The sequence below is a fragment of the Rhodococcus sp. LMD genome, from assembly GCF_056108245.1.
In genome coordinates, this window is the sequence record NZ_CM148557.1 from 3,284,533 (window position 1) to 3,310,366 (window position 25,834).

The 25,834-nt window shown below is 69.5% G+C and carries 23 protein-coding genes; 4 read left to right on the plus strand and 19 right to left on the minus strand.

Annotated elements, in window-relative coordinates; translation table 11 throughout:
- Nucleotides 1-1,491, minus strand: coding sequence for an amidase (locus ACWPQI_RS15100; RefSeq protein WP_040275056.1), 1,491 nt, complete (start codon nt 1,489-1,491; stop codon nt 1-3).
- 14 nt (nt 1,492-1,505) lie between these two features.
- The gene (locus ACWPQI_RS15105) at nt 1,506-2,267 is read right to left on the minus strand and encodes an acyltransferase (protein WP_010596600.1); all 762 of its coding nucleotides are present in this window, start codon (nt 2,265-2,267) and stop codon (nt 1,506-1,508) included.
- 97 nt (nt 2,268-2,364) lie between these two features.
- Here ACWPQI_RS15105 and ACWPQI_RS15110 point away from each other — a divergent pair, with 97 nt between their 5' ends.
- On the plus strand, nt 2,365-3,666 hold the full coding sequence (locus ACWPQI_RS15110) for an outer membrane protein assembly factor BamB family protein (protein ID WP_010596601.1): 1,302 nt from the start codon (nt 2,365-2,367) through the stop codon (nt 3,664-3,666).
- A gap of 28 nt (nt 3,667-3,694) precedes the next feature.
- Here ACWPQI_RS15110 and ACWPQI_RS15115 read toward each other — a convergent pair whose 3' ends face one another.
- The 7 genes from ACWPQI_RS15115 to ACWPQI_RS15145 all read right to left on the minus strand — a co-directional run bounded on the left by ACWPQI_RS15115 (nt 3,695) and on the right by ACWPQI_RS15145 (nt 9,234).
- The gene (locus ACWPQI_RS15115) at nt 3,695-4,075 is read right to left on the minus strand and encodes a VOC family protein (protein WP_010596602.1); all 381 of its coding nucleotides are present in this window, start codon (nt 4,073-4,075) and stop codon (nt 3,695-3,697) included.
- On the minus strand, nt 4,072-4,368 hold the full coding sequence (locus ACWPQI_RS15120) for an ArsR/SmtB family transcription factor (RefSeq protein WP_017680832.1): 297 nt from the start codon (nt 4,366-4,368) through the stop codon (nt 4,072-4,074). Before ACWPQI_RS15120 ends, ACWPQI_RS15115 begins: the two co-directional genes overlap by 4 nt.
- A gap of 56 nt (nt 4,369-4,424) precedes the next feature.
- On the minus strand, nt 4,425-5,582 hold the full coding sequence (locus tag ACWPQI_RS15125) for a THUMP-like domain-containing protein (protein WP_017680833.1): 1,158 nt from the start codon (nt 5,580-5,582) through the stop codon (nt 4,425-4,427).
- A gap of 1 nt (nt 5,583) precedes the next feature.
- A complete protein-coding gene (locus tag ACWPQI_RS15130) occupies nt 5,584-6,555 on the minus strand; it encodes a class I SAM-dependent methyltransferase (protein WP_026137782.1) in 972 nt (323 codons plus the stop codon).
- Nucleotides 6,556-6,608: 53 nt separating this feature from the next.
- Complete coding sequence (locus ACWPQI_RS15135) at nt 6,609-7,388, minus strand: enoyl-CoA hydratase/isomerase family protein (RefSeq protein ID WP_010596606.1); 780 nt, start codon at nt 7,386-7,388, stop codon at nt 6,609-6,611.
- 10 nt (nt 7,389-7,398) lie between these two features.
- On the minus strand, nt 7,399-8,226 hold the full coding sequence (locus ACWPQI_RS15140; protein ID WP_010596607.1) for an NUDIX hydrolase: 828 nt from the start codon (nt 8,224-8,226) through the stop codon (nt 7,399-7,401).
- Between the two features lie 174 nt (nt 8,227-8,400).
- Nucleotides 8,401-9,234, minus strand: a complete 834-nt coding sequence (locus ACWPQI_RS15145) for an ABC transporter ATP-binding protein (protein WP_026137783.1) — start codon at nt 9,232-9,234, stop codon at nt 8,401-8,403.
- Nucleotides 9,235-9,411: 177 nt separating this feature from the next.
- On the opposite strand from ACWPQI_RS15145, the gene glgX reads away from it, so the two are divergent.
- The gene (glgX, locus tag ACWPQI_RS15150) at nt 9,412-11,445 is read left to right on the plus strand and encodes a glycogen debranching protein GlgX (RefSeq protein ID WP_017680835.1); all 2,034 of its coding nucleotides are present in this window, start codon (nt 9,412-9,414) and stop codon (nt 11,443-11,445) included.
- Here the strand turns inward: glgX and ACWPQI_RS15155 are convergent, their stop codons facing one another.
- The 3 genes from ACWPQI_RS15155 to ctaD all read right to left on the minus strand — a co-directional run bounded on the left by ACWPQI_RS15155 (nt 11,446) and on the right by ctaD (nt 15,439).
- Entirely contained in the window at nt 11,446-12,171 is a 726-nt protein-coding gene (locus ACWPQI_RS15155) for a peptidyl-tRNA hydrolase (RefSeq protein WP_395704366.1), read from the minus strand. It lies immediately after the preceding gene.
- A gap of 124 nt (nt 12,172-12,295) precedes the next feature.
- Entirely contained in the window at nt 12,296-13,510 is a 1,215-nt protein-coding gene (serB, locus tag ACWPQI_RS15160) for a phosphoserine phosphatase SerB (protein WP_017680837.1), read from the minus strand.
- 174 nt (nt 13,511-13,684) lie between these two features.
- Complete coding sequence (gene ctaD, locus ACWPQI_RS15165; RefSeq protein WP_081005275.1) at nt 13,685-15,439, minus strand: aa3-type cytochrome oxidase subunit I; 1,755 nt, start codon at nt 15,437-15,439, stop codon at nt 13,685-13,687.
- A gap of 258 nt (nt 15,440-15,697) precedes the next feature.
- Between ctaD and ACWPQI_RS15170 the strand changes: the two genes are divergently transcribed.
- Together ACWPQI_RS15170 and ACWPQI_RS15175 are read left to right on the plus strand one after the other, a co-directional pair.
- The gene (locus ACWPQI_RS15170; protein WP_010594633.1) at nt 15,698-16,687 is read left to right on the plus strand and encodes an ABC transporter substrate-binding protein; all 990 of its coding nucleotides are present in this window, start codon (nt 15,698-15,700) and stop codon (nt 16,685-16,687) included.
- Nucleotides 16,688-16,718: 31 nt separating this feature from the next.
- Nucleotides 16,719-17,780 carry an ABC transporter substrate-binding protein gene (locus ACWPQI_RS15175; RefSeq protein ID WP_017680838.1) on the plus strand — a complete coding sequence of 354 codons (1,062 nt, stop codon included), beginning with the start codon at nt 16,719-16,721 and terminating at the stop codon, nt 17,778-17,780.
- A gap of 73 nt (nt 17,781-17,853) precedes the next feature.
- On the opposite strand, the gene nrdF is transcribed toward ACWPQI_RS15175, so the two are convergent.
- From nrdF to ACWPQI_RS15210, 7 genes are all read right to left on the minus strand, one after another.
- A complete protein-coding gene (gene nrdF / locus ACWPQI_RS15180) occupies nt 17,854-18,861 on the minus strand; it encodes a class 1b ribonucleoside-diphosphate reductase subunit beta (protein ID WP_017680839.1) in 1,008 nt (335 codons plus the stop codon).
- Nucleotides 18,862-18,905: 44 nt separating this feature from the next.
- Nucleotides 18,906-21,071: a class 1b ribonucleoside-diphosphate reductase subunit alpha gene (gene nrdE, locus ACWPQI_RS15185; protein ID WP_017680840.1), complete on the minus strand. Its 2,166-nt coding sequence runs from the start codon at nt 21,069-21,071 to the stop codon at nt 18,906-18,908.
- Nucleotides 21,072-21,164: 93 nt separating this feature from the next.
- Nucleotides 21,165-21,593: a class Ib ribonucleoside-diphosphate reductase assembly flavoprotein NrdI gene (nrdI, locus tag ACWPQI_RS15190; protein WP_454297008.1), complete on the minus strand. Its 429-nt coding sequence runs from the start codon at nt 21,591-21,593 to the stop codon at nt 21,165-21,167.
- Between the two features lie 70 nt (nt 21,594-21,663).
- Nucleotides 21,664-21,894 carry a redoxin NrdH gene (locus ACWPQI_RS15195; RefSeq protein WP_003936942.1) on the minus strand — a complete coding sequence of 77 codons (231 nt, stop codon included), beginning with the start codon at nt 21,892-21,894 and terminating at the stop codon, nt 21,664-21,666.
- Nucleotides 21,895-22,087: 193 nt separating this feature from the next.
- Entirely contained in the window at nt 22,088-24,202 is a 2,115-nt protein-coding gene (locus ACWPQI_RS15200; protein ID WP_040275048.1) for a xanthine dehydrogenase family protein molybdopterin-binding subunit, read from the minus strand.
- A complete protein-coding gene (locus ACWPQI_RS15205) occupies nt 24,199-25,188 on the minus strand; it encodes an FAD binding domain-containing protein (protein ID WP_040275046.1) in 990 nt (329 codons plus the stop codon). The genes ACWPQI_RS15200 and ACWPQI_RS15205 overlap by 4 nt, the downstream gene beginning before the upstream one ends.
- On the minus strand, nt 25,185-25,733 hold the full coding sequence (locus tag ACWPQI_RS15210; protein WP_010594640.1) for a 2Fe-2S iron-sulfur cluster-binding protein: 549 nt from the start codon (nt 25,731-25,733) through the stop codon (nt 25,185-25,187). Before ACWPQI_RS15210 ends, ACWPQI_RS15205 begins: the two co-directional genes overlap by 4 nt.
- Nucleotides 25,734-25,834 lie beyond the last annotated feature (101 nt).

Consider the following 25,834-nt stretch of genomic DNA (forward strand, 5'->3'; position numbering starts at 1 on the left):
TCACCGGGCCGGCAGCAGCGGGGGTTCGCGGTGCGCCCAGGGGCGGGCCTGTTCGAGCTGACCCGCGAGCGAGAGCAGCAGTCCCTCCGAGCCCAAGGGCCCGAGAAACTGCACGCCCAGCGGCAATCCCGCCGCGGTCCAGTGCAGTGGCACCGAAATCGCCGGGCGCCCGGTGATGTTCGCGAGCTGGGTGTACGGCGTCCGGGCCAGGTTCTCGTCGACGATGCGGTCCATCAACCCCGCCCACCGCGCCGCACGGCCGAGCCGAGCCGTCACGATCAGGCGCGCGGCGCGCTGCAGCGCGGGCGGTGTGGCCAGTTCCCCCACGCGCGCCGGCGGATACGCCAGGGTCGGAGTGAGCAGCAGGTCGTACCGCTCGTGGAACGCGCCGAGCTGCTGCGTGTACCCGTTCCACCGGCGCAGCGACGCAAGATAGTCCGACGGCCGGACGGAGTCGCCGAGCGCGGCGAGGAACCGCGTGTCCGGCTCGAACGCCTCGGGCCCACACCCGGTGCTCCGGCGCGCCTGCCGGACGTCGGCGGCGAGCCAGGCGAACCACATCGTCAGCCAGTCGGTGGACAGCCGTCGCTCGTCGATTCCCGTCGCGGCGGGCTCGACGACGTGGCCCAGCTCGTCGAGCAGCGTCGCGGCGTCTTCGACCGCCGCGACGGCCTCCGGATCGACCCCCGTGCCGATCGGGGACTCCGTCGCGAATCCGATGCGCAGCGCCCGCGGGGGGACGCTCGCCGCGGAGGCATACGACTCCGGCGATACCGCCGGGAGATAGGGTCCGTTCGGGTCGGCGCCGGCCAGCACGTCGAGCATGACCGCCGCGTCGCGCACCGTCCGGGTGACGACTCCGTTGCTGACCGCCCCGTGCCGGTCCTCGTCCACCGCGGGACCGCTCGGCACCAGGCCCCGGCCCGGCTTCAGGCCGACCAGACCGCAACAGGCAGCAGGGATGCGGATCGAGCCGCCACCGTCGTTCGCGCCGGCCGCCGGGACCACGCCGGCGGCGACTGCCGCCGCCGATCCGCCGGAGGACCCACCCGGGGTGTGCGCGGGATTCCACGGATTACGGGTCGGGCCGTTCGCCACGGGCTCGGTGACCCCCTTCGTCCCGAACTCCGGGGTGTTCGTCTTACCGAACACGACGAGTCCCGCACTCAGCCAACGATCGACCACCACCGCGTTGCGCGCGGCGGGCAGGGTCGCCAGGGACCGGCTCCCACTGCCGGTCGGTAACCCGGCGATGTCCTGGAGCAGATCCTTGACCAGGAACGGAACACCCGCGAACGGGCCCTCGAGCGGCTCGTCGGCCCGGCGGCGCGCCTGCTCGTCGAGCCGGCGTACGACGGTGTTCAGCGTCGGTTCCACTGCCTCGAGGCGGGCGAGGGCCGCGTCGAGCAGTTCGCGTGGCGTGACCTCACGACCGGCGACGAGCTCGGCGAGCCCCACGGCGTCGTAGTGGCGGTAGTCGGCGTAGTCCATCGCAGGACCCCTGATCAGGATCCGGGTTCCGCTGCCGGTTCGCGGCCGGCCTTCTTGCGCGCGATGTCCTCGAGCGCGGCGACGTAGGCGGCGCGGTCGGCGGCCCCGGACTCCCAGTCCGTGCGACGGTTCCTGACCACCTTGGCCGGCGCTCCGACCGCGATGCTGTAGTCCGGGATGTCGCCCTTGACCACCGCGTGCGCACCGAGGACGCAGCCGCGTCCGGTGCGGGTGCCGCGCAGTACCGTGACCTTCGTCGCGATCCAGGTGTCGGGTCCGATCCGCACCGGGCCCTTGACGATCCCCTGGTCCTTGATCGGATAGGTGATGTCCTCGGTGCGATGGTCGAAGTCGCAGATGTAACACCAGTCGGCGACGAGCGTCGAGGCGCCGATCTCGATGTCGAGGTAGGTGTTGACGACGTTGTCCTTGCCGAAGACCACCTTGTCTCCGATGCGGAGCGACCCCTCGTGGCAGCGGATGGCGTTGCCGTCGCCGATGTGCACCCACCGCCCGATCTCGAGCCTGGACAGCTCCGGGGTGGAGTGGATCTCGACGTTCTTGCCGAGGAACACCATGCCCCGCAGGACGACGTGCGGGTTCGCGAGCCTGAACTTGGCCAGACGGTAGTATCGCACCAGGTACCACGGCGTGTACGCCTTGTGCGCCAGCACCCATCGCAGCGAGGCGACGGTGAGGAATCGGGCCTGGTCCGGGTCCCGCCGCCGGGAACCGCGCCACCTCGTGCGCAACGGTGCGCCCCACATGCTCGTCATGGTTGCCAGCGTACGGTCCGCCTCGTGCGCGGAGTGCGCCACCCGGCCCGATAGTGTGGCACATCGGGTCATTCGAGCCACGGCGAGGAGATGAGTGATGCGGGCTGCCCTGCGGACGGTGATGCTGACGACCTCGGCGGCATTGGTGCTGACCGGATGCGGCAGCAGCAGCGGCCCGGTCGACGTCTTCGCCGCCGGGGCGTGGCCGGGGCGGTACGCCGACGCCCGCAACAGCAGCACCGCGCAGGCCGACGGGCTGCGCGACGTCGCGCCCGCGTGGTCGCGCCCGCTCGGCGGCGCCGTCACCTCCCCTGCGAGCGTCGCCGCCAACGGGCAGATCTTCGTCACGGGCGCGACCACCGTGGGCTGCAACCTCGTCTCGTTCCAGATCGACACCGGCCGCAAGCGGTGGTGCACCCGCCTTGCGCCGGGGGTCGCCGGGGTGACTCCCGCCGTCGACGGTATGGCCAACATCTACGTCGGCGAAGAGGGCGCGATGGTGTCGTTCAACGAGCACGGCCAGCGGCGCTGGCGCATTCCGGTGAGCGGCACGCCGGGAACCGCACAGTTCACCGGTGACGGAAACCTGTTGTTCGTCACACATTTCGGGCAGGTCAACGTTCTCGACCCACAGACCGGCAAGCACGCGGCGCCGATCTTCGACCTCGTGCCCACGCCCGCGGCGACGGACGGGACGAACGTGCCTCGATTGCCGAACGACCACGGTCTGGTCGCCTGCTTCGGCGGATCGGAGGACTGCCCGGTGGCCACCACCCCGGCGGTCGATCTCGGTACCGGCCGGATTCTGGTGACCCTGTGGCGGCCCGGCGCCGATCGGGCCGCCGTCGTGTCGATGCGCTACACCGGCGGCGACGATGCGCGCGTGGTCGAGGAATGGTCGCAGACGGAACTGCCGGGCGGCGCGGCCACCAGTCCCGTGCTGTCCGCGGACGGCGCAACGGTGTACGTGCACGACGGCGAGGGGGCCCTGTGGGCACTCGACGCCGGGACCGGGGCACCCCGGTGGAGTCACGGCCTCGGGTACGTGGCCTCCGCCGGCCCCGCGGTGTCCGCCGAGGGACTGCTGGTCCTCGCGCCGGGGGGCCGGACCGGGGACCTGGTCGCGCTGCGCGACACCGGCGAGGCCGCCGAAATCGTGTGGCGCCGCGACGACGTGCGCCAGTTGGGGGTGCCGGCCCTGACCGCCGACGGCCTCGGGTACACGGTGGCCCGCGCCGACGACGGGTTGGCCGCGCTCGTGTTCGACGCCGCGAGCGGGGAGACGCTCGACGCGGAAACCCTGCCCGGCGCGGCCGGCTTCTCGGTCGGCACCGCGGTCGGGCCGTCCGGTGAGTTCGTCACGACGACCCTGCCGGGCGAGGTGTACGTGCTCCGCTGACCCGAATCGCCGCGCGCGGCGATTCGGGTCAGCCGGCGATCTGGATGAGATTGCCGCAGGTGTCGTCGAATACGGCGGTGGTGACACCGCCCATCTCGAGGGGCTCCTGGGTGAACCGCACCCCGAGGCCGCGCAGCCGCTCGTACTCGGCGTGCACGTCGTCGACCGCGAACGAGGTGAACGGGATGCCGTCGGCGACGAGGGCCTCCTTGAAGGGGCGGACGGCGGGATGCCCGTCGGGTTCGAGCACCACCTCCGGCCCGTCCGGTTGCTGCGGCGAGACGACGGTGAGCCACCGCGCCTCGCCCAGGGGGACCTCGGTCTTCTTCACGAAGCCCAGGACTTCGGTGTAGAAGGCGAGCGCCTTGTCCTGGTCGTCGACCAACACACTGGTGAGGGTGACCTTCACTGCGACTCCTTTCGCTGCGCGACCGTCCATCGGTCGGCGAGGCCGTGCAGTGGTGCAACGTCCACGTGGTGGAACTTCGACCGCCCCTCGCGGCGGGTCCGGACCAGACCGGCCTCCTCGAGGATTGCCAGGTGCTGCGAGATCGCCTGCCGGGACGAACCCAGGCCGTGCCGCGAGATCAGCCGGGTGCACAGCTCGAACAGCGTCTGGCCGTCCCGCTCGACGAGCTCGTCGAGGATGGCCCGGCGGGTCGGATCCGCCAGCGCTTTGAAGACGTCGACCACACCACCCATGATACGCAAGTGTTTGCTTGCATATCAATGGTCGCACGGGATCGGGCCCGGCACGCTCAGCGACTGGGCTCGCAGACGAATGCCGTCGGGGTGCGGCCGATCCGCGTCAGCACGACGCTCAGCGACCGCGAACCGCGGAGCTTGAGCCGCGGCCGGAGCACCGCCGGATCGACGTCGACCCCCCGCACGAGGATCTCCGCCGCCCCGCAGTCCATCGACGAAAGAGTTTGCCGCAGAGACTTTTCCGAGTACTTCAACCGGTCGAGGATGCGAAATCCACGCAGTCCCGCGGGGAGTGCGTCGCCGGTGAGATACGCGATGCGCGGATCGAGTTGCCACAGACCGTGTGCCGCCGCGTAGTGCCGCACCAGTCCCGCACGCACGATCGCCCCGTCCGGATCGACGATCCACTCTCCCGGTTCCCTCTCGGGCAGCTCGTCCGGCTGCGCGTCGGTGATCTCGAACCCGGCACCGTCCGAACGCAACACGCTCGCCCGTCGCCGCACACCCGGCGCCGCGAGACCCGGGGAGTACAGGCACGCCTCACGGACACCCCCGTCGAGCGAGACCACCTCGACCTCCCCCGGCCAGTCCAGCGCATCGAAATCCAGCCCCGGGGCACACTTGACGGCCAGGTCGCGCCCGGCATAGGCGTCGAGCAGGTCGGGCAGTGGCGGCATCAGTGCTGCCGGATCGTGGGTGCGCCGGCCCTCGGAACGACGGGCCGGATCGGCGATCACGGTGGTACCACGGGTGACCGGCCGCAGCGCGTCGGCACGGACCAGCGCCACTCCGGGAACGTTGTGCTCGGCCATCGCGAGACGAACCGGGTCGAGGTCGCTGCCGACCACCATCTCGGCGACCCCGGTCAGGGCCGCGAGTTCCGCCCCGATCGAGCACGTCACGTCGTGGACCCGCCGACCGGAGAGCCGGCGTGCCCGGTGCGCGGCGACGGGCGCCGGCGTCGCCTGTTGCAGAGCGTCGTCGGTCGACAGCCAACCGCCCGCGGCGGGCAGCTTCGCGACCGCCTTGCGGCGCACCAGCACCGTCTCGATCAGCGGAGCGGCCCGGTCGCCGAAACGCGTACGCGCCCAGCCGATGTCGGCCAGGCGCGTGCGCGTGGACAGCTCCCGGGCGGCCACCTCCGCGAGATCGGCCGCCCCCTGCGCCGAACGCAGGTACGCGACGTCGGCGAGGGTGAACGCGTAACCCACCCTACGGCTTCACGCCGGTGATCATGACGTTGTAGAAGAAGCTGCGCGGGACGACGTGCCGGAGGACCTTCTCGTCCACCCAGCTGAGCGTCCGCCACCCACCGAACGCGAAGCGCGCCCAGCCCCAGCCCAGCTTCTCCGCGGGCACCGCGGCCTCGAAGGTGCGGACCGGCCAGCCCAGCAGCGCGGCCGCGAACTCCTCGCTGCTGGCCTTCACCTGCACCGCGCCGGCCGAGGCCGCCATCCGTTCCAGGTCCGACGGGTCGAAGGTGTGCAGATCGACGACTGCCTCGAGCGCCGCGGCGCGCGAGGATTCGTCGAGTTCGGCCTGCGGCCGCCGCCAGTCCCGCAGGAACGGCAGCTTGGTGACGGTGGTGGTGGCCTCCCACGTGAGCCGGCCGAGCCAGCGCGCGTAGAAGTTTCCGACCGTGCTGGGCTCACCGGCGAACACGAACCGGCCACCCGGCTTCAGCACCCGCAGCACTTCGCGCAACGACTGCTCGACGTCCGGGATGTGGTGCAGCACCGCGTGCCCGACGACGAGGTCGAAGGTGTCGTCGTCGTACGGGATCGTCTCGGCGTCGGCCACCCGGCCGTCCACCTCGAGACCGAGATGTTCGGCGTTGCGCAGCGCCACCTTGACCATGCCGGGCGACAGGTCGGTGACCGAGCCGGTCCGCGCGACTCCGGCCTGCATGAGGTTCAGCAGGAAGAAACCGGTGCCGCAACCGAGTTCGAGGGCCCGCCCGTACGGGAGGGGCTGCTCGCCCGCGGCCGCATCGAAACGGCCCTTCGCGTAGTCGATGCAGCGCTCGTCGTAGGAGATCGACCACTTCTCGTCGTAGGTCTCGGCCTCCCAGTCGTGGTAGAGCACCTGCGCGAGCTTGGTGTCCTGAAGGGCGGCCGCAACCTCCTCGGCAGTGGCGTGCGGGTTCGGCGCGGGGTCGACCCCGTCGGTCCTGCTTGCAGTCATGAAGGGCATCCTACCCATCGGTAAGCTGTGAACAAGTTCCAGTTCCGGGGTGCCTACTCCCCCACGAACTCCGCCTTTCCCGGACCGTTGGCCACGAACGACTCCATGCCGATCGTGCGGTCCTTCGTGGCGAACAGGCCCGCGAAGACGTGCTGCTCGATCTTCAGGCCCGTGTCCAGGTCGGTATCGAGACCCTGATCGATCGCTGCCTTCGCCGCCGCCAGCGCGCGGGTGGCGCCCCGGGTGAACTGCGATGCCCACGTGCGCGCCGCGGCATATACCTCGTCCGGGGCGACGACCTCGTCGACCAGCCCCATCTGCAGAGCCTCGTCTGCCGCGACGAAACGGCCCGTGAACACGAGATCCTTGGCCTTCGACGGGCCGATCAGGCGAGCCAGGCGCTGGGTTCCGCCGCCGCCCGGGATGATGCCGAGCAGGATCTCCGGCACTCCGACCTTCGCGTTGTCGCCGGCGATCCGCCGATCCGCACCCAGCGCGAGCTCGAGACCGCCGCCCAGCGCATAGCCGGTGATCGCAGCGACCGTGGGCTTCGGGATGTCCGCCACCGACCCGAGCGCCGACTGCAGGTCCGCGATGATCTCGCTCATCTGCACGTAGCTCAGCTCCGCCATCTCCTTGATGTCCGCGCCGGCAGCGAACACCTTCTCCCCGCCGTAGACGATCACGGCCTTGACGTCGGAGTTCACGGTCGCCTCGCGAGCAGCGGCCCGGATCTCCTCCTGAACCTGCCGGTTGAGTGCGTTCATCGGCGGCCGGTCGAGCCGGATGGTGCCGATACCGTCGGAGACCTCGAGCGTCACGAATTCAGCCATGAGGCACAGGCTAGTTGGCACCCCGGGCGGCCCACGGATGCGGCCCCGCCTCGTAGTAGCCGTCCTGCTCGGGGAACTCCACCCGAAGCTCCTCGTCTCCCGTGATCAGGGTCGGCAGAATCGGCGTGATCTGCGGCTCCGCAGCGAGGATCTCCGCGACCGAACCGAACCGCGACAATGCCGTCAACTGGCTCCAGGTCGGGGGCAGCAGCACACTTCCACCCTCCTGCCAGTGCGCGATCGCCTCCTGTGGAGTCTGCCACCGCACCGCGTCGGCCTCGCTCGTGTCACCGTCGGCAATCTGCCCCTCCGGGGCCGCCGCCACGAAGAACCTGGTGTCGTAACGACGGCCCTCCCCGACCGGCGTGATCCAGTTCGACCACGGCCGCAGCAGGTCCGCCCGCAGCACCAGACCCTCGCGCTCGAGGAACTCACCGAAGGTGAACTCCCGGGCCTCGAGCTGCCTGCGTGCCGGAGCGAACGCGGTCGTGTCCGCCACCACGGTGTCCGGCGTCGGCCCGGCGAGAAGGACACCGCACTCCTCGAACGTCTCGCGCACCGCCGCGAGAACGAGCGCCTGCGCCAGGTTCTCGGATGTGCCGAACCGCTCCGACCACCACTGCACGGGCGGGCCGGCCCACGCCACCGCTGCAGCGCTGTCCGACGGATCGACGCCGCCTCCGGGGAACACCGTCATCCCGCCCGCGAACGCCATGCCGCGCACGCGCTGCAGCAGGAACACCTCGACGCCACGGTCGCCGTCCCGGACGAGGATCACCGTCGAGGCATCCTTGAGCGGCACCGCCGCCGCGAGTTCTCCCGAACGTTCGATAGCCATACGCACAAGTTACGGCATGACGTGACCCACGACTCATCCACCTGCCGGCGCCACCCCACGACGCGCGGCCGTGCTTTCGGCCGCGGCTCCGCCCCGCTACGCGCGGCTGTGCCGCCTGGCCACGGCTCCGCCCCGCTACGCGCGGCTGTGCCGCCTGGCCACGGCTCCGCTCCGCTACGCGCGGCGGTGCCGCCCGGGCTGGTACCTGCGGCGGGCGAAGAACCGGCCGTCCACCTTGTCCAGGGCGATCGCCTGACTGAACGCCTCGCTGAGGTTCTCGCCCGTGATCACGTCGTCGAGAAGGCCCTGCGCGACCACCTGCCCCTCCTTGAGGAGCATCGCGTGGGTGAAGCCCGGCGGGATCTCCTCCACGTGATGGGTGATCAGCACAATGGCCGGAGCGTCCGGATCGGCCGCCAGTACTCCGAGCCGAGCCACGAGTTCCTCACGCCCCCCGAGATCCAGGCCGGCCGCAGGCTCGTCGAGCAACAGCAGTTCCGGGTCTGTCATCAACGCGCGGGCAATGAGGACACGCTTGCGCTCCCCCTCGGAGAGGGTGCCGTAGGTGCGGTCGGCCAGATGCTCGGCGCCGAGGCTCTCGAGCATCTCCACGGCACGCGCACTGTCCACCTCGTCGTACCGCTCGCGCCAGCGCCCGAGCACGCCGTACCCCGCGGAGATCACCAGGTCCACGACCTTCTCGTCGGACGGGACACGGTTCGCCAGCGCCGACGACGACATCCCGATCCGCGGTCGCAGCTCGGACAGGTCGGTCTTCCCGAACGTCTCCGCCAGCACGTGCGCCGTCCCCGATGTGGGGAACGTCTCAGCCGCAGCGATCCTCAGCAGCGACGTCTTGCCCGCTCCGTTCGGCCCGAGGATCACCCAACGTTCGTCGAGTTCCACCTTCCAGGACACGGGACCGACGAGGACGTTGCCGCCCCGCCGTACGAGCACGTCGTCGAATTCGATGAGCAGATCGGGATCAGGTTTGGCCACGCCGACCATCTTTGCGTACGCGCGAGCCCGGTTCACGGCAGGATCACTTCCGTGTCGTACCCCTCGCCCCCTCCGCACCCTTCACCGGTACCCGGCGAGCCGCCGGCGGGTCCTGCCGTCGCCCGGTCCGGCGCCGGTCCTTTTCCTCTGGGCGCCTTCCCCGGCGACGACGGGACCCGGTTCGCGGTGCACGCACCCCACGGCAGCCGCGTCCAGCTCTGCCTGATCGACGACACGGGTCGCGAGGACCGCATCGACCTGCCGGACAAGACGTACGGCGTCTGGCACGGTGAGGTGCCGGGAGTCCGCCCGGGCCAGCGCTACGGATACCGCGTGCACGGCGCGTGGCAGCCCCGGACCGGGCTCCGCGCCAACCCGCACAAGCTGCTGCTCGACCCGTGGGGTCGGCAGCTGACCGGCGACATCGGCGACATGAGCCGCCTCCTCGGCTACGAACGCACCCCGTTCGGTGAGGCGTCGACCGTGGACTCGCTGGGCCACACACCGCTGTCGGTGGTGACCGACACCCCCGCCGGGTCCCGGCACCACCGGCCGGGCACGCCGTGGGAGCAGACGGTGATCTACGAACTGCACGTCGGCTCCTACACCGCCCGCCATCCCGACGTCCCCGAACAGTGGCGTGGCACCTATCTGGGGCTGACGGCGCCCGCCGTCCTCGACCACCTGGTCGGCCTCGGTGTCACCGCCGTCGAACTGCTGCCCGTGCACGCCTTCCTCACCGAGCCACCAGTACGGGTCCGCGGCATGCGCAACCACTGGGGTTACTCCACCGCGTCGTACTTCGCACCGCACCCCGGCTACGCGACCACTCCCGGCAACGAGATCGCGGAGTTCCGGACGATGGTCGACACGCTGCACGAGGCGGGACTGGAAGTGATCCTCGACGTGGTCTACAACCACACCTGCGAATGGTCGGTGGACGGCCCGCACGTGTCCTGGCGGGGCTTCGACGCACCCGGCTACTACCTCCTCGATGCCACCGGCCACGACATCGATCTGACGGGCTGCGGCAACACCGTCGACGGCAGTTCCCCGGTGGCGGTGCGGATGATCTGCGACAGCCTGCGGTACTGGGCGACGGAAATGGGCGTGGACGGCTTCCGGTTCGACCTCGCCAGTGCACTGGCCCGCCCTCGGGGCGGCGACTTCGACGCGCGCGCGGCAGTGTTCACCGCGATCACCACCGATCCTGTCCTCACCCGGCTCAAACTGATCGCCGAACCCTGGGACGCGACCCTGCCCGGCTACCAGCTCGGCAACATCGGTCCCCAGTGGTCGGAGTGGAACGACCGCTACCGCGACTCGGTACGGCGCTTCTGGGCACGCGGGGCGGGAATTCGGGAGGTCGCCTCCCGGCTCGCGGGCTCGGAGGACCTCTACGGCCGGCACACCCGCCGACCGTGGATGTCGATCAACTTCGTCACGGCGCACGACGGCTTCACGATGGCCGACCTCGTCAGCTATCGGCGCAAGCACAACGAGGCCAACGGCGAGCAGGGCCGTGACGGCAGTGACAACAACGAATCCGTCGACCACGGCGTCGAAGGACCCACGGACGACCCCCTCGTCGTGGCTGCCCGCGCCCGGCACGTGCGTGCGCTCGTCGCGACCCTGCTGCTGTCGACCGGCACCCCGATGCTGCTCGCCGGGGACGAGTTCGGGCACTCCCAGGGTGGCAACAACAATGCCTACTGTGTGCCTGCCGACGTCCCGGTCCGCGACGCCTGGCCCCTCGACTGGGAGCACGCGGACCGGGACCTGGTGGAGTTCGTGCGGCAGGCGCTGCGTCTGCGCAAGGTGGTCCCGGTGCTGCGGCAGGGCCGCTTCTTCGACGGCCGGGCCCGTCAGGTCGGGTACCCCGACCTGGTGTGGTTCGGCGCGGACGGGCGAGAACTGCAGGACGCGGACTGGCTCGACGAAGACCGGCGGACGCTGCAGGCGTGGGTGGACGGCTCGCAGCTGGGCACGGTCACCCGCGCGGGCGTTCCGCTGGCGGACAGCAGCGGTCTGCTCGTGCTCCACGCGGGCGGACCCGCCGCCGTCACACTCGGCCGGGCCGAGTGGTATCGCGGCGACATGGTGTGTGTCTTCGACTCGAGCTCCGTCGACGGCGAACCGGCGGACCTCACACCGCTGCCCGCCGGCACGACACTGCCCCTGACGGGGCCGACCCTGCTCGTGTTCCGGATCACGAAGTGATCAGCCCGGGACGGCGATCACCGTCACCGACCCCGGAGCCACTTCGGTGAATCCGGCGTCGCGCACCGCCACGGCCGTGCCGTCCGCGACCCGCTTCGTCAGGTGCCGCCACCGGGCGGGGTCGGCATCACGCACGGCACACACGAAACCGGATTCGGCCCAGGCGCCGGCATGCTCGGCGTCGAGGGCGCCGGCGAACAGCATCGCGGCGTGGCCGACCTGCGCCGCGGCCTTCCCGACCGTCATGTCGAGCGCGGCATCGATCCACAGCACCGGAACGCCGGCGGGCGGATCGTCCGGAGTGTCGTGTGGCAGGTCCGTGCCCCCGATCTGCAACCGCGAGATGCGCGGATCCAGGTGTCCCACGGGTCCGGGGACCAGCGCTCGGGCCTGCGCACCGCGGTGTTCGACGGTGATTCCGTCGACCTCCTGCGCGGCGCGCCACTGAGCGCCGCGGGCGCGGCGGCTGACCTTGCGGATTCGTGCGGCGGTCCACGCGAGATAGGGCTCGCGCCACGGTCCCGGTTCGCCTTCCGGTCCGGTCCCGACGCGCGGATCCAGGCACAACGCGACCGTCGCCATCGCAGCGGCCTCGAGGAGTGCGCTGCGGGCAGGCGGGTCCTGCTTGGAGATGTGCAGCACGATCGGCATCGCGAGCACCGCCCCCGGGTCGTCCGGGTCGGGTCGATGCCCGTAGCCCCGGGCGAGGACACCGTGGCGAGCCACGACATCGGCACCGTGGCGAGCCACGAAATCGGCACCGTGGCGAGCCACGAAATCGGCACCGGGGCGAGCCACGACATCGGCACCGGGGCCGGCCGCGACATCGGCACCGTGCGGTGCGGTGGTTTCAGGCACCGGTGTCGAGGGGCACGCGGCGCAGGGTGCCGTCGACCCGGTCTGCGGCCTCGACCTCGTCGCGGGTGACGCCGAGGACGAACAGCACCGCGTCCAGGTACGGGTGGGACAGAGCCGTGTCTGCGACCTCACGCAGCGCCGGCTTGGCGTTGAACGCGATGCCGAGTCCGGCCGCTCCGAGCATGTCGATGTCGTTGGCGCCGTCGCCGACGGCGACGGTCTGCTCGATCGGCACGCCGGCCTCGGCGGCGAACTCCCGCAGGGCGCGCGCCTTGGCGGCCCGGTCCACCACCTCACCGACGACGCGGCCGGTGAGCTTGCCGTCGACGATCTCGAGGGTGTTGGCCCGGACGAAATCCAGTTCGAGTTCGTGGGCGAGACCGTCGATGACCTGGCGGAAGCCCCCGGAGACGACGCCGCAGCGGAACCCGAGACGCCGCAGTGTGCGGATGGTGGTCCGGGCACCGGGGGTGAGTTCGAGGTTCTCGGCGACCTCGTCGATGACCGATGCGGGCAAGCCGGCAAGGGTGGCGACCCGCTGGTTCAGCGACTCGGTGAAGTCGATCTCGCCGCGCATGGCTGCCTCGGTGACAGCGCGGACCTTGTCCTCCACGCCGGCGTGTGCGGCAAGCATCTCGATCACCTCGCCCTGGACGAGGGTGGAGTCGACATCGAACACGATCAGCCGCTTCGAGCGACGGGCGAGACCGGCGCGTTCCACGGCGATGTCGACCTCGAGGCCGGCGGCCAGCTCGGCGAGCCCGGCCCGCAGTCGGGCGTCGGCCTCGGAACCGGGGTCGGCGGCGGTGACCATGAGTTCGAGTCCGGTCACCGGGTAGTCGGCGATTCCCCGGATGGAGTCGATGTTGGCGCCCTGCCGTGCAAGTTCGCGGCCCACCGAGCGCAGGGCCCGGGCGCTGACGGGGCTGCCGAGGACCACGAGGGCGTGTGTGGACACGGACGAGCCGATACCCGGCTCGACACCGGTCTGGACCTGGGCGTGCATGCCGATGGTCGCCATGGCGGCCTCGATCTCGTCCTGCAGCGCGTCGGGATCTGCGGGGCAGGAGACGAGCACCCCGAGGGTGAGCCGGCCGCGGATCACGACCTGCTCGACGTCGAGCAGATCGACGTCGTGCCGGGTGAGCGCCGCGAAGAGCACCGAGGTCACGCCGGGATGGTCCGGCCCCGTCACAGTCACCAGCATCGCGGTGTCAGACGCCACCTACGTCTCCGATCCTTCGTCAGTCGCGGCACTTGCCCACTCATTGTGGCAGGTGAACGGGGTGCCGAGTGAGCAGGGGTCCCCTCGGCAGAACGCGCGAGGCCCCGCCCGTCGGGGACGGGCGGGGCCTCGGGAGGCGTCGATCCGGGGTACGGATCAGCGGTCGGCGGGGGTCCTTTCGGCACCCTCGCTCAGCGCCACATGGTTGTGCTTGTTGCTGCCCGGGCCGACATGGGCCTCGGCACGCATGCGGTCCACCATGTGCGGGTAGTGCAGCTCGAACGCGGGGCGCTCGGAGCGGATGCGCGGCAGCTCGTAGAAGTTGTGCCGCGGCGGCGGGCAGGTGGTAGCCCACTCGAGGGAGTTGCCGTAGCCCCACGGGTCGTCGACCGTGACGACCTGCCCGTACCGGTAGCTCTTGAACACGTTCCACAGGAACGGCAGGGTCGAGGCGCCGAGGACGAAGGCACCGATGGTCGAGACGATGTTCAAGGTGGTGAACCCGTCCGAGGGCAGGTAGTCGGCGTAGCGGCGCGGCATGCCCTCGTTGCCCAGCCAGTGCTGCACCAGGAACGTGGTGTGGAAGCCGAGGAAGGTCAGCCAGAAGTGCCACTTGGCGAGGCGCTCGTCGAGCATGCGCCCGGTCATCTTCGGGAACCAGAAGTAGATGCCGGCGTAGGTGGCGAACACGATGGTGCCGAAGAGCACGTAGTGGAAGTGCGCGATGACGAAGTAGGAGTCCGTCACGTGGAAGTCGAGCGGCGGGCTGGCGAGGATGACGCCGGACAGGCCGCCGAACAGGAAGGTGACGATGAAGCCGACCGAGAACAGCATCGGCGACTCGAACGTCAGGTGGCCCTTCCACATGGTGCCGATCCAGTTGAAGAACTTCACGCCGGTGGGCACCGCGATCAGGAACGTCATGAACGAGAAGTACGGCAGCAGCACGGCGCCGGTGGCGTACATGTGGTGCGCCCACACCGCGATGGAGAGCGCCGCGATCGCCAGGGTCGCGTAGACCAGGCCGGTGTAGCCGAAGATCGGCTTGCGGGAGAAGACTGGGAAGATCTCCGAGACGATGCCGAAGAACGGCAGCGCGATGATGTACACCTCGGGGTGACCGAAGAACCAGAACAGGTGCTGCCACAGCATGACACCGCCGTTGGCGGGGTCGAAGATGTGCCCACCGAGGTGGCGGTCGACGAAGAGGCCGAAGAACGCAGCGGTCAGCAGCGGGAACGCCAGGAGGATCAGCACGCTGGTGATGAGGATGTTCCAGGTGAAGATCGGCATCCGGAACATGGTCATGCCGGGGGCGCGCAGGCACACCACGGTGGTGATGAAGTTGACCGCACCGAGGATGGTGCCCAGACCCATCACACCGAGGCCGAGGACCCAGAAGTCACCGCCGACGCCGGGCGAGTGCAGCTCGCTGGTGAGCGGGCTGTACGCGGTCCAGCCGAAGTCGGCCGCACCACCGGGGGTGATGAAGCCGGCGGTCACGATCGTGGCGCCGAACAGGTACAGCCAGTAGCTGAAGGAGTTCAGGCGCGGGAACGCGACGTCGGGGGCGCCGATCTGCAGCGGCAGGATGTAGTTCGCGAAGGCGAACACGACCGGGGTCGCGTACATCAGCAGCATGATCGTGCCGTGCATGGTGAACAGCTGGTTGTACTGCTCGTTCGACAGGAACTGCAGACCCGGAACCGCGAGTTCGGTGCGGATGAGCAGAGCCATCACGCCGCCGATGAGGAAGAACGCGAACGAGGTGACCATGTACATGATCCCGAGCATCTTGGGATCCGTGGTCGTGATCATCTTGTAGAAGAACGAGCCCTTGGGTCCCTGCCGCGGCGGGTACGGCCTCGCTGCAGCTATCTCCGGGACTGGCTGGGGCGCTACGGCAGTCACTAATCCTCCTGATTGCGCGCTCGACTCGCAGTGCGAGGCGAACGTTCTCTGGCTTGCGCTGATCGAATCGTAGACGGTGCGACCACCGCACGCTCACCGGGTCCTACTCAGTGTCGTACTCGGCCCTCGAGCATACCCACGGGGGTCTGTGACCCACGCAACCCGGGGGCCGTCCACCACCCCCCGCACCTCCCGTTTCCTCCAGGACATAAGGTAAGCGTCTCCTAAGTATGAAGGTCCCGAGAGACGAGGTTCACCTTGCACCCCCTCCCCCTGCGCCGCGGCATCGCCGCGCTCGCGACGACCCTCACGGCCGTGCTGCTCGCCGGCTGCTCCTCCGGCGAGACGGCCGAGCAGGCCCCGGCCACCGCGGGCTTCCCCCGTACCGTCGAGCACTTCCGCGGAACGACCACTCTCGACTCCCCGCCGCTGCGGGTCGTCGCGCTCGACACCAGCTATGCGGATGCGACGCTGCTCCTCGAATCCGAACTCGTCGGTTACGTCGACTACCGCACCGAGGGCCTGCCCGACTACCTCGGTGACACGCGCGAGCAGTTCGCCGCGGACGCGACGTCGGTCGGCGCGGTGTCCGATGCGAGTCTCGAGAAGGTCGCCGCTCTGCAGCCCGATCTGATCCTGTCCGCGGACGTGCGCGACGGCGAGAACTACGACAAGCTGTCCGCCATCGCACCGACGGTGTTCTCCCAGAGCACCGGACCGACCTGGAAGGACAACATCCGGCTCGCCGCGCGAGCCCTCGGCAAGGAGGACCTCGCCGAGCAGAAGATCGCCGACTACGAGGCCCGGGCGAAAGCCATCGGCGACGAGATCAACGCCACGGCCGGCAACCCCACCGTCTCGGTGGTCCGCTTCGCCGGCGAGCCCACCGCCCGCCTCTACCGCACCACGTCGTTCAGCGGCATCGTCCTCGAGGATGCCGGCCTGGCCCGGCCCGCGAGCCAGGGACCCGATCCGGCCGATCCGAGCAGCATCATGAATGCGATCAGCCCCGAACTCATCGGCGAGGCGGATGCGGATGTGATCTTCGTCAGCATGTACCGCGACGGGGAGGGCAAGTCCGAGGCGGCGGCGCAGCCGTTCCTGTCCAATCCGCTGTGGCAGAACCTGCGCGGCCGGAAGGTCGACGTGGACGACAGCCTCTGGATGACGCCGGTGTCCGTCCAGGGCGCGCACAAGATCCTCGACGACCTCGCCGAGGCTTTCGGGGTCGATCCGCACACCAGTTAACCTGGACCGTCCCCTAGACAGGAGTGGTCGTATGCCCGCAGCGTCCCGGTCCCGCGCCGTCACGTGCACCGTCGCCCTCACTGCCGTGGCGGCACTCGGCCTGGCGGGATGCGCGGAGACGACCGACGATCCGGCGAGCAGCATCGTGCGCACGACCACCCGCATCGCCGGGGCTGCCGTCGTCGGCATCGAACGCGACACCACGACCGCGTGCGCGCTACCCAGTCCCCTCGATCCGGGCCAGCCCGCCGGCGGCACCCGATCGGTGATCCACACCGGCGGCATCTCCGAGGTGCCCGTCGACCCGCAGCGGATCGTCGTCCTCGACGCTGCCGCGATGGACGCGGTGTGCGCACTGGGCCTGTGGGAGCGCGTGGTCGGCACGACCACCGACGTCGCCCGTGCCGAGTACCTCGGCACCGGCATCGCCGAACTGCCCTCGGTGGGCGCGACGTCGGCGCCCGACGTCGCGCTCATCGACGGTGCGGAGCCCGATCTGATCCTCGGCTCCTCGGCCGACCCGGAGCTCTACCGCCGCCTCGGCGACGTCGCTCCGACGGTGCTCGTCGGCTCCGATCCGGTGTTCTGGCGGCAGCAGTTCCTCCGCGCCGCAGAGACACTCGGGCGCTCACAGGCGGCCGGCCGAGTGCTCGACGACTACCGCGCCACCGCAACGGACGTGGGCACGGCGACGACCGCGTCACAGACCCAGGCGTCGATCGTGCGGTTCACCGGTGACGGCGCGGTCGTCGAGGGCACCGCGTCGTTCGCCGGCCAGGTCCTCGCCGACACCGGCGTCGCGCGCCCGCCCGCACAGCGGTTCGGTGTGCAGGACGGGAGTGCCGCCGCCCCGCTCGACGAGGACGACCCGGCCGCCGCGGAGGGCGACCTGATCTACGTCCGATTCGCCGGCGAGGACGGCGTCGCACACGGCAGTGAGGTGATGGACTCCGAGGCCTGGCTCGACCTCGGGGCGGTCACCGACAGCCGGCTGTTCGCAGTGGACGACCTCGTGTGGTCCACGCCCGGCCCGGTGGCCGCGAAAGCCGTTCTGACGGACGTACGCAACACCCTCAACGGCTACTCGAACTGAGCCCGACGACCGAATGTCACATGGGTTCGATCACATCGAACCCATGTGACATTCGGTCACAGCGGGTGGGGGATCAGAAGTCCCAGTCCTCGTCCTCGGTGACGACTGCCTTACCGATCACGTACGAGCTGCCCGACCCGGAGAAGAAGTCGTGGTTCTCGTCGGCGTTCGGCGACAGCGCGGACAGGATCGCCGGGTTGACGTCGGTCTCGTCCTTGGGGAACAGCGCCTCGTAGCCGAGGTTCATCAGGGCCTTGTTGGCGTTGTACCGCAGGAACTTCTTGACGTCCTCGGTGAGGCCGGCCTCGTCGTAGAGGTCTGCGGTGTACTGGGTTTCGTTGTCGTACAACTCGAAGAGCAGCTCGAAGACCCAGTCCTTGAGCTCGTCGCGCTCGGCCTGGGTGATCTGCTCGAGTCCGCGTTGGTACTTGTAGCCGATGTAGTAGCCGTGCACCGCCTCGTCGCGGATGATCAGCCGGATCATGTCCGCCGTGTTGGTCAGTTTCGCCCGCGACGACCAGTACATCGGCAGGTAGAAGCCCGAGTAGAACAGGAACGACTCGAGCAGGGTCGAGGCGGCCTTGCGCTTGAGCGGACTGTCGCCCTGGTAGTAGTCGAGGACGATCTGAGCCTTGCGCTGCAGGTTCTCGTTCTCCTCCGACCAGCGGAACGCGTCGTCGATCTGGCGGGTGGAGCACAGCGTCGAGAAGATGCTCGAGTACGACTTGGCGTGCACCGACTCCATGAACGCGATGTTGGTGAGCACCGCCTCCTCGTGCGGGGTCACCGCGTCCGGGATCAGCGACACGGCGCCGACGGTGCCCTGGATCGTGTCGAGCAGGGTCAGACCGGTGAACACCCGCATGGTCAGTTCCTGCTCGTACTCGGTGAGCGTGCCCCATGACGGGATGTCGTTGGACACCGGAACCTTCTCGGGCAACCAGAAGTTGCCGGTGAGACGGTCCCACACCTCCGAGTCCTTCTCGTCCGGAACGCGGTTCCAGTTGATCGCCGAGACACGGTCGACGAGTTTGACGTGGGCGCCGTGGGACGGCGAATGCGCGCGGGGTGCGGAGGTCATCTGTCTTTCCCTACCTGAGTTTCGATGTGTACCGGCAAGATTCGTCACAGCATGCAGGACACGCAGTTCTCCACCTCGGTGCCCTCGAGCGCCATCTGCCGCAGCCGGATGTAGTACAGCGTCTTGATTCCCTTGCGCCAGGCGTAGATCTGCGCCTTGTTCACGTCGCGGGTGGTGACGGTGTCCTTGAAGAACAACGTCAGCGACAGGCCCTGGTCGACGTGCTGGGTGGCCGCCGCGTAGGTGTCGATGATCTTCTCGTACCCGATCTCGTACGCGTCCTGGAAGTACTCCAGGTTGTCGTTGGTCAGGTAGGGAGCCGGGTAGTAGACGCGACCGATCTTGCCTTCCTTGCGGATTTCGATCTTCGACGCCACCGGGTGGATGCTGCTGGTGGAGTTGTTGATGTACGAGATCGACCCGGTGGGCGGCACGGCCTGCAGGTTCTGGTTGTAGATGCCGTGCTCCTGGACCGACGCCTTCAGCGCGCGCCAGTCGTCCTGCGTGGGAATCGCCACGCCGGCGTCGGCGAAGAGCTGCCGCACGCGGGCGGTGGCCGGCTCCCATACCTGGTCGGTGTACTTGTCGAAGAACTCGCCCGAGGCGTACTTCGACTCGGGGAAGCCCTTGAAGTACGTACCCCGCTCGATGGCGAGCCGGTTCGACGCGCGCAGCGCGTGGTAGAGCACGGTGTAGAAGTAGATGTTCGTGAAGTCGACGCCCTCTTCGGAGCCGTAGAAGATGCGCTCGCGGGCGAGGTAGCCGTGCAGGTTCATCTGCCCGAGCCCGATCGCGTGGGAGTCGTTGTTGCCCTGCTCGATCGACGGCACCGAGTAGATGTGGGTCTGGTCCGACACGGCGGTCAGCGCCCGGATCGCCACCTCGATGGTGTGCGCGAAGTCCGGCGAGTCCATCGCCTTGGCGATGTTGAGCGATCCCAGGTTGCACGAGATGTCCTTGCCCACATGGCTGTAGGACAGGTCCTCGTTGAAGGTGGAGGGTGTGGAGACCTGCAGGATCTCCGAGCACAGGTTCGAGTGGGTGATCTTGCCCTTGACGGGATTGGCCCGATTGACGGTGTCCTCGAACATGATGTACGGGTAGCCGGACTCGAACTGCAGTTCCGCGACGGTCTGGAAGAACTCGCGCGCCTTGATCTTCGACTTGCGGATGCGCTTGTCGTCGACCATCTCGTAGTACTTCTCGGTGACGTCGATGTCGGCGAACGGCACTCCGTAGATGCGCTCGACGTCGTACGGCGAGAACAGGTACATGTCCTCGTTGCGCTTCGCGAGCTCGAACGTGATGTCGGGGACGACGATGCCCAGCGAGAGGGTCTTGATGCGGATCTTCTCGTCCGCGTTCTCGCGCTTGGTGTCGAGGAATCGGTAGATGTCGGGGTGGTGCGCGTGCAGGTACACCGCGCCGGCGCCCTGGCGGGCCCCGAGCTGGTTGGCGTAGGAGAAGGAGTCCTCGAGCAGTTTCATGATGGGGATGACGCCGGAGGACTGGTTCTCGATCTGCTTGATCGGCGCGCCGTGCTCGCGGATGTTGCTGAGCAGCAATGCGACTCCGCCGCCGCGCTTGGACAGCTGCAGCGCCGAGTTGATCGAGCGGCCGATCGACTCCATGTTGTCCTCGATCCGCAGCAGGAAGCAGGAGACGGGCTCGCCGCGCTGCTTCTTGCCGGAGTTGAGGAACGTCGGGGTCGCGGGCTGGAACCGGCCCGAGATGATCTCGTCGACCAGGTGGGTCGCGAGCTGCTCGTCGCCGGCGGCCAGGGTCAGCGCGACCATGCAGACGCGGTCCTCGAACCGCTCGAGGTAGCGCTTGCCGTCGAACGTCTTGAGCGTGTACGAGGTGTAGTACTTGAACGCGCCCAGGAACGTCGGGAAGCGGAACTTCTTCGAGTAGGCGTGTTCGAAGAGCTGCTTGACGAACGGCCGGGAGTACTGCTCGAGCACCTCGGGTTCGTAGTAGTTCTCCTCCACGAGATAGTCCAGCTTCTCGTCGAGGTTGTGGAAGAACACCGTGTTCTGGTTGACGTGCTGCAGGAAGTACTGGCGGGCGGCGGCGACATCCTTGTCGAACTGGATCTCGCCGTCGGGTCCGTACAGGTTCAACATCGCGTTGAGCGCGTGGTAGTCGAGGCCCTTGAGGGACTCGTCGATCTTGGCGCTCGCTGCCGGCGCGGCATCGGTGACGGTCACGGTGCTTGCTCCCACTGTGAGTAGACGGGTTCGCCGCGCCCGTAGCCCCCGACGGCGGCGCAGCGTTGATGGAGTGGACGGGTGGGGTCGCGGTCAGGCCGACTGCAACGACTGCGTCCAGAACTGCGTCAGGCCCTCCCGGACGCGCTCGACGTCCTCGGCGGTACCCATGAGTTCGAACCGGTAGAGGTACGGAACCTTGCACTTCTGGGAAACCACATCCCCGGCGTAACAATAGGATTCGCCGAAGTTGGTGTTGCCGGCGGCGATGACCCCGCGAATCAGCGCACGGTTGTGCGGATTGTTGAGGAACCGGATCACCTGCTTGGGCACGAAGTTCGTGTCCCGGCCGGTCGCGGTGGTGCCACCGCCGTAGGTCGGCAGGATCAGCACGTACGGTTCGTGCACCTCGAAGGCGCCGGCCCGGTCGTGCAACGGGATCCGGGTGGCCGGCAACCCCAGTCGCCGGACGAATCGGTGTGTGTTCTCCGATGCGCTCGAGAAGTACACCAACGAGGTCATGGATGTCTCACATCACTTCGCTCGGGTCCGGCGACCGGCCGCAGGGGCGGTGGGTCGGCTCGCGACGGGGTCAGGCGGCGACGGCGAGGGCCTTGATCCGGTCCGGGCGGAAGCCCGACCAGTGCTCGTCGCCGGCGACCACCACGGGGGCCTGCAGGTAACCGAGGGCCATCACGTAGTCCCGCGCTTCGGGGTTCTCCGAGATGTCGACGACGGAGTACTCGATACCGGCCTTGTCGAGGGCCCGGTAGGTGGCATTGCACTGAACGCAGGCAGGCTTGGTGTAGACGGTGATGTTCATGGCTTCCCCTTTTCGGCAACCTGACGACTGACTGCACAGCAGTGCCTCGAGGCCCGTCGTACCACTGCGATCCCGCTTCCCCGAGGGACCGGAAACGATCAAGCCTTCCAGCGCTCTAGACACTACACCTAGTGGCCGACAGAATCATAGAACGCGAGATGTTGTGAGTTACAGCCTTGATATTCCCAGGTCGTCACTCGCCCGCAGCGCTGTCGGGCAGGTGCGGGAGCACGTCCTCGAGGCGCGCCGGCAGCCGTCGTACCCGCGCCCCGGTGGCGTGCCACAGGGCGTTGACGACCGCCGCCGCGCTACCGACGATCCCGATCTCCCCGACCCCGCGCGACCCCATCGGTGTCGCGTGCAGGTCGTCCTCGTCGAGCCAGGTCGCGTCCACGTCACCGATGTCGGCATGGGTGGGGATGTGGTACTCCGCCAGATCGTGGTTGACCACGTGCCCGGTGCGGGCATCGCGGATGCTCTCCTCGTGCAGCGCCATGGAGATGCCGAAGCACATCCCGCCGATCAGCTGCGAACGTGCGGTGCGGGGGTTGACCACCCGCCCCACCGAGAACACGCCGTGCATCCTCGGCACCCGGATCTCGCCGGTGTCGACGTCCACCCGCACCTCGGCGAAATGCGCGCCGAACGACTGGATTCGGTAGTGCTCGAGGGCGGGGTTCTCCTCGGCCGTCGCCGAGGCCTCGGCGCCCGGATCCGGGCGGTCACCGTGCCGCTTGCGGAAGGCGTGGGCCGCGGCGACGATCGCGGTGCCCCAGGACGAGGTGCCGGAGGACCCGCCGGCGACCGTGGCGTTCGGCAGGGCCGAGTCACCGATCTCGAGGTGGATGTCCTCGGGCCCGCATCCGAGCGCATCGGCCGCGATGAGCGTGAGCGCGGTCCACGCACCGGTCCCGATGTCCGCGGCGCCCGTGCGCACGGTGTAGCGACCGTCACCGTCGTGGCGGACCGCGACCTCGGTGCCGGGGTTGAGCAGGTGCGGATAGCTCGCTGCCGCGACTCCGGTGCCGACGAGCCACCGGCCGTCGCGGCGGGTGCCGGGGGTGCGGTCGGCCGGATCCCAGCCGAACACCCGCGCACCTTCACGCAGGCACTCCACCAGCCGTCGCGACGACCACGGACGTCCGGACTCGGGGTCGACGGGCGGGTCGTTGCGCACTCGCAGTTCGATCGGGTCCAGCCCGCACGCCACCGCGAGCTCGTCCATCGCGACCTCCCCCGCGAACATCCCCGGCGCCTCCCCCGGTGCCCGCATCCAGTAGGGAGCAGGCACGTCGAGGGCGACGATGCGGTGCGAGGTACGCCGATACGGCGCGGCGTACATCCCCCGCGACGACACCGCCGTCTGCTCCGCGTACTCACGCACGTGCGAGGACTGCGAGAAGGCCTCGTGTACCACCGCCTCGAGCCGCCCCTCCCGGCTCGCGACCAACCGGACGTGCGAGACGGTGGGCGGGCGGTACCCGACGTAGCCGAACATGTCCTGCCGGGACACCGCGAACTTGACCGCCCGGCCGGGCAGCAGGCGCGCCGCCATCGCCGCCACGACGTCGTGGGCGTGCGGCGCCCCCTTCGAGCCGAAACCGCCCCCCACGTAGGGACTGATCACCCGCATCTGCTCGGGGCGCAGACCCAGCACGGGCGCCAGGGTGGAGACGACGCCGTGGGTGCTCTGCGTGGAGTCGTACAGCGTCAACGACTCCCCGGACCACACCGCGACGACGGTGTGCGGTTCGAGCGGGTTGTTGTGCTCCTCGGGTGTGGAGTACCAGCCGTCGACCACGACGCCGTCGCGCTCCGCGACCTCGGCCGCAGCGGCGTCGCCCTGCTCCGAGTCGGTGGGATAGCCGCCGTTGGCCTGTTCGGGGGCATAACTGCGCGGATGATCGGGCCGGAACGCGACGTCGTGTGGTGCGGACTCGTACTCGACCTGCACCAGTTCGCTGGCGTGTCGGGCGATCTCGGGTGTCTCGGCCACCACGGCGGCGACGATCTCCCCCCGGAAGGCGACGGCCGGGTCCTGCAGGACCGCGTACTCGGCCTCCGATGTGTCCGCCAGCCGGGGCGCATCCCACGGGGTGAGAACGGCGAGTACGCCGGGCAGGGCCTGCGCCTGGGCGGTCTCGACGCGGGTCACCGTTCCCCGCGCGACGGTCGCCGTGACCGGGACGAGGTAGGCGGGGTCGTCGAACGGATGCTCGTACGCGTAGGGCGCGGCGCCGGCCACCTTGAGCGGGCCGTCCACCCGCGCCGTCGACGTGCCGATCGGGCGCTGGGCCGAGGGGGTCATGCGACTGCCTCCGAGGTGAGTTCGAGCAGCACCGAGACGAGGGTGCGGCGCAGCAGCGGCACCTTGAACTCGTTGCCGTCGAGGGGCCGGGCATCGGCGAGTTCCGCGTCGGCCGCCGCGGCGAAGACAGCGTCGCCGGGGGCGCTGCCCAGCAGGACGTGCTCGGCCCGATGGGCGCGCCACGGCCGGTGCGCGACGCCGCCGAGAGCGACGCGGCATCCCGTGATCAGCCCGTCGACGATCGTCAGATCCGCCGCCACCGAGACGAGCGCGAACGCGTACGACGCCCGGTCGCGCACCTTGCGGTACGTCGAGACGGCGCCCTCGGGGGCGGGGATCTCGACGTGCAGGATCAGCTCCTCGCGCTCGAGCACCGTGTCGCGCTCGGGGCTGTCGCCGGGAAGGCGGTAGAGCTGCTCGACGGGAATGCACCGCTCCCCCTGCGCGCCGAGCACCGTCACCTCGGCGTCGAGCGCGAGCAGCGCGACCGCCATGTCCGACGGGTGGGTGGCGACGCAGTGTTCGGAGGCGCCGAGGACGGCGTGGTAGCGGGTGTAGCCGCCGAGTGCGGTGCAGCCGCTGCCCGGGGCGCGCTTGTTGCACGGGGTCGACGGGTCCCGGAAGTACACGCAGCGGGTGCGCTGGAGCAGATTGCCGGCGGTGGTGGCCATGTTGCGCAGCTGCGGGGACGCCCCGGCCAGCAGTGCCCGGGACAGGACCGGGTACCGACGGCGGACGATCGGGTGGGCGGCCAGGTCGCTGTTGCGCACGTTGGCGCCCACCCGCAGTCCGCCCTCTGCGGTCTCCGCGACGACGTCGAGCGGCAGACGGGAGACGTCGACGAGCACGTCGGGCGCGGTGACCCCGAGTTTGAGGTGGTCCACCAGGTTCGTGCCGCCGGCGAGGTAGGCGGCGCCCGGGTGGCCGGCGACCGCGGCAACCGCGGCGGCGGGATCGGCGGGCGTCTCGTAGCGGAACGTCTTCACGAGCAGTGTCCTTCCCCGCGCGCGACGTGCCGGAGCGCTTCGACGATGTTCGGGTAGGCCGCGCAGCGGCACAGGTTTCCGCTCATGCGTTCGCGGATCTCGTCGTCGGTCGGCTCGGGATCCTGGGTGAGGTCCGCGGTGACGTGGCTCGGGGCACCCTTGGCCATCTCGTCGAACATGCCGACAGCGGAGCAGATCTGGCCCGGCGTGCAGTAGCCGCACTGGAACGCGTCGCATTCGACGAACGCCTGGGGCAGGTGCGACGGCCCGTCGTCCGAGATCCCGGCGGCGGTGACGACGTCGGCGCCGTCGTGGGCGACTGCGAGCGACAGGCAGCTCACGATGCGCCGGGAGTCGAGCAGGACCGTGCACGCGCCGCACTGACCGTGGTCGCAGCCCTTCTTCGGAGAGTAGATCCCGAGCCGGTCGCGCAGGGCGTCGAGGATCGTGGTGCGCACGTCGACGGTGCAGCGGCGCTCACGGCCGTCGACGCGCAGGGTGATCGTGTGCTCGTGTTCGCCGGGACTGTCGCTCTCGTGCGCCATGGGCTCCTCCGTCGCGATGGGGACTGGCGAGGTATTCCCCGCAGCATGCCCCGGCAATCACGGCCGCGGACGGGAATCGGGCACAGACACCGACGGCCCCG

Bases quoted from the DNA above. Each gene is read 5' to 3' on its own strand.
- nrdI (WP_454297008.1), bottom strand. From the start codon at position 21,593: ATGACCTCGTTGGTGTACTTCTCGAGCGCATCGGAGAACACACACCGA.
- ACWPQI_RS15140 (WP_010596607.1), bottom strand. From the start codon at position 8,226: ATGGCTATCGAACGTTCGGGAGAACTCGCGGCGGCGGTGCCGCTCAAG.
- ACWPQI_RS15175 (WP_017680838.1), top strand. From the start codon at position 16,719: ATGCCCGCAGCGTCCCGGTCCCGCGCCGTCACGTGCACCGTCGCCCTC.
- ACWPQI_RS15120 (WP_017680832.1), bottom strand. From the start codon at position 4,368: ATGGGTGGTGTGGTCGACGTCTTCAAAGCGCTGGCGGATCCGACCCGC.
- ACWPQI_RS15110 (WP_010596601.1), top strand. From the start codon at position 2,365: ATGCGGGCTGCCCTGCGGACGGTGATGCTGACGACCTCGGCGGCATTG.
- ACWPQI_RS15145 (WP_026137783.1), bottom strand. From the start codon at position 9,234: ATGGTCGGCGTGGCCAAACCTGATCCCGATCTGCTCATCGAATTCGAC.
- ACWPQI_RS15135 (WP_010596606.1), bottom strand. From the start codon at position 7,388: ATGGCTGAATTCGTGACGCTCGAGGTCTCCGACGGTATCGGCACCATC.
- ACWPQI_RS15210 (WP_010594640.1), bottom strand. From the start codon at position 25,733: ATGGCGCACGAGAGCGACAGTCCCGGCGAACACGAGCACACGATCACC.
- serB (WP_017680837.1), bottom strand. From the start codon at position 13,510: ATGCTGGTGACTGTGACGGGGCCGGACCATCCCGGCGTGACCTCGGTG.
- ACWPQI_RS15130 (WP_026137782.1), bottom strand. From the start codon at position 6,555: ATGACTGCAAGCAGGACCGACGGGGTCGACCCCGCGCCGAACCCGCAC.
- ACWPQI_RS15100 (WP_040275056.1), bottom strand. From the start codon at position 1,491: ATGGACTACGCCGACTACCGCCACTACGACGCCGTGGGGCTCGCCGAG.
- ACWPQI_RS15195 (WP_003936942.1), bottom strand. From the start codon at position 21,894: ATGAACATCACCGTCTACACCAAGCCTGCCTGCGTTCAGTGCAATGCC.
- nrdF (WP_017680839.1), bottom strand. From the start codon at position 18,861: ATGACCTCCGCACCCCGCGCGCATTCGCCGTCCCACGGCGCCCACGTC.
- ACWPQI_RS15200 (WP_040275048.1), bottom strand. From the start codon at position 24,202: ATGACCCCCTCGGCCCAGCGCCCGATCGGCACGTCGACGGCGCGGGTG.
- ACWPQI_RS15105 (WP_010596600.1), bottom strand. From the start codon at position 2,267: ATGACGAGCATGTGGGGCGCACCGTTGCGCACGAGGTGGCGCGGTTCC.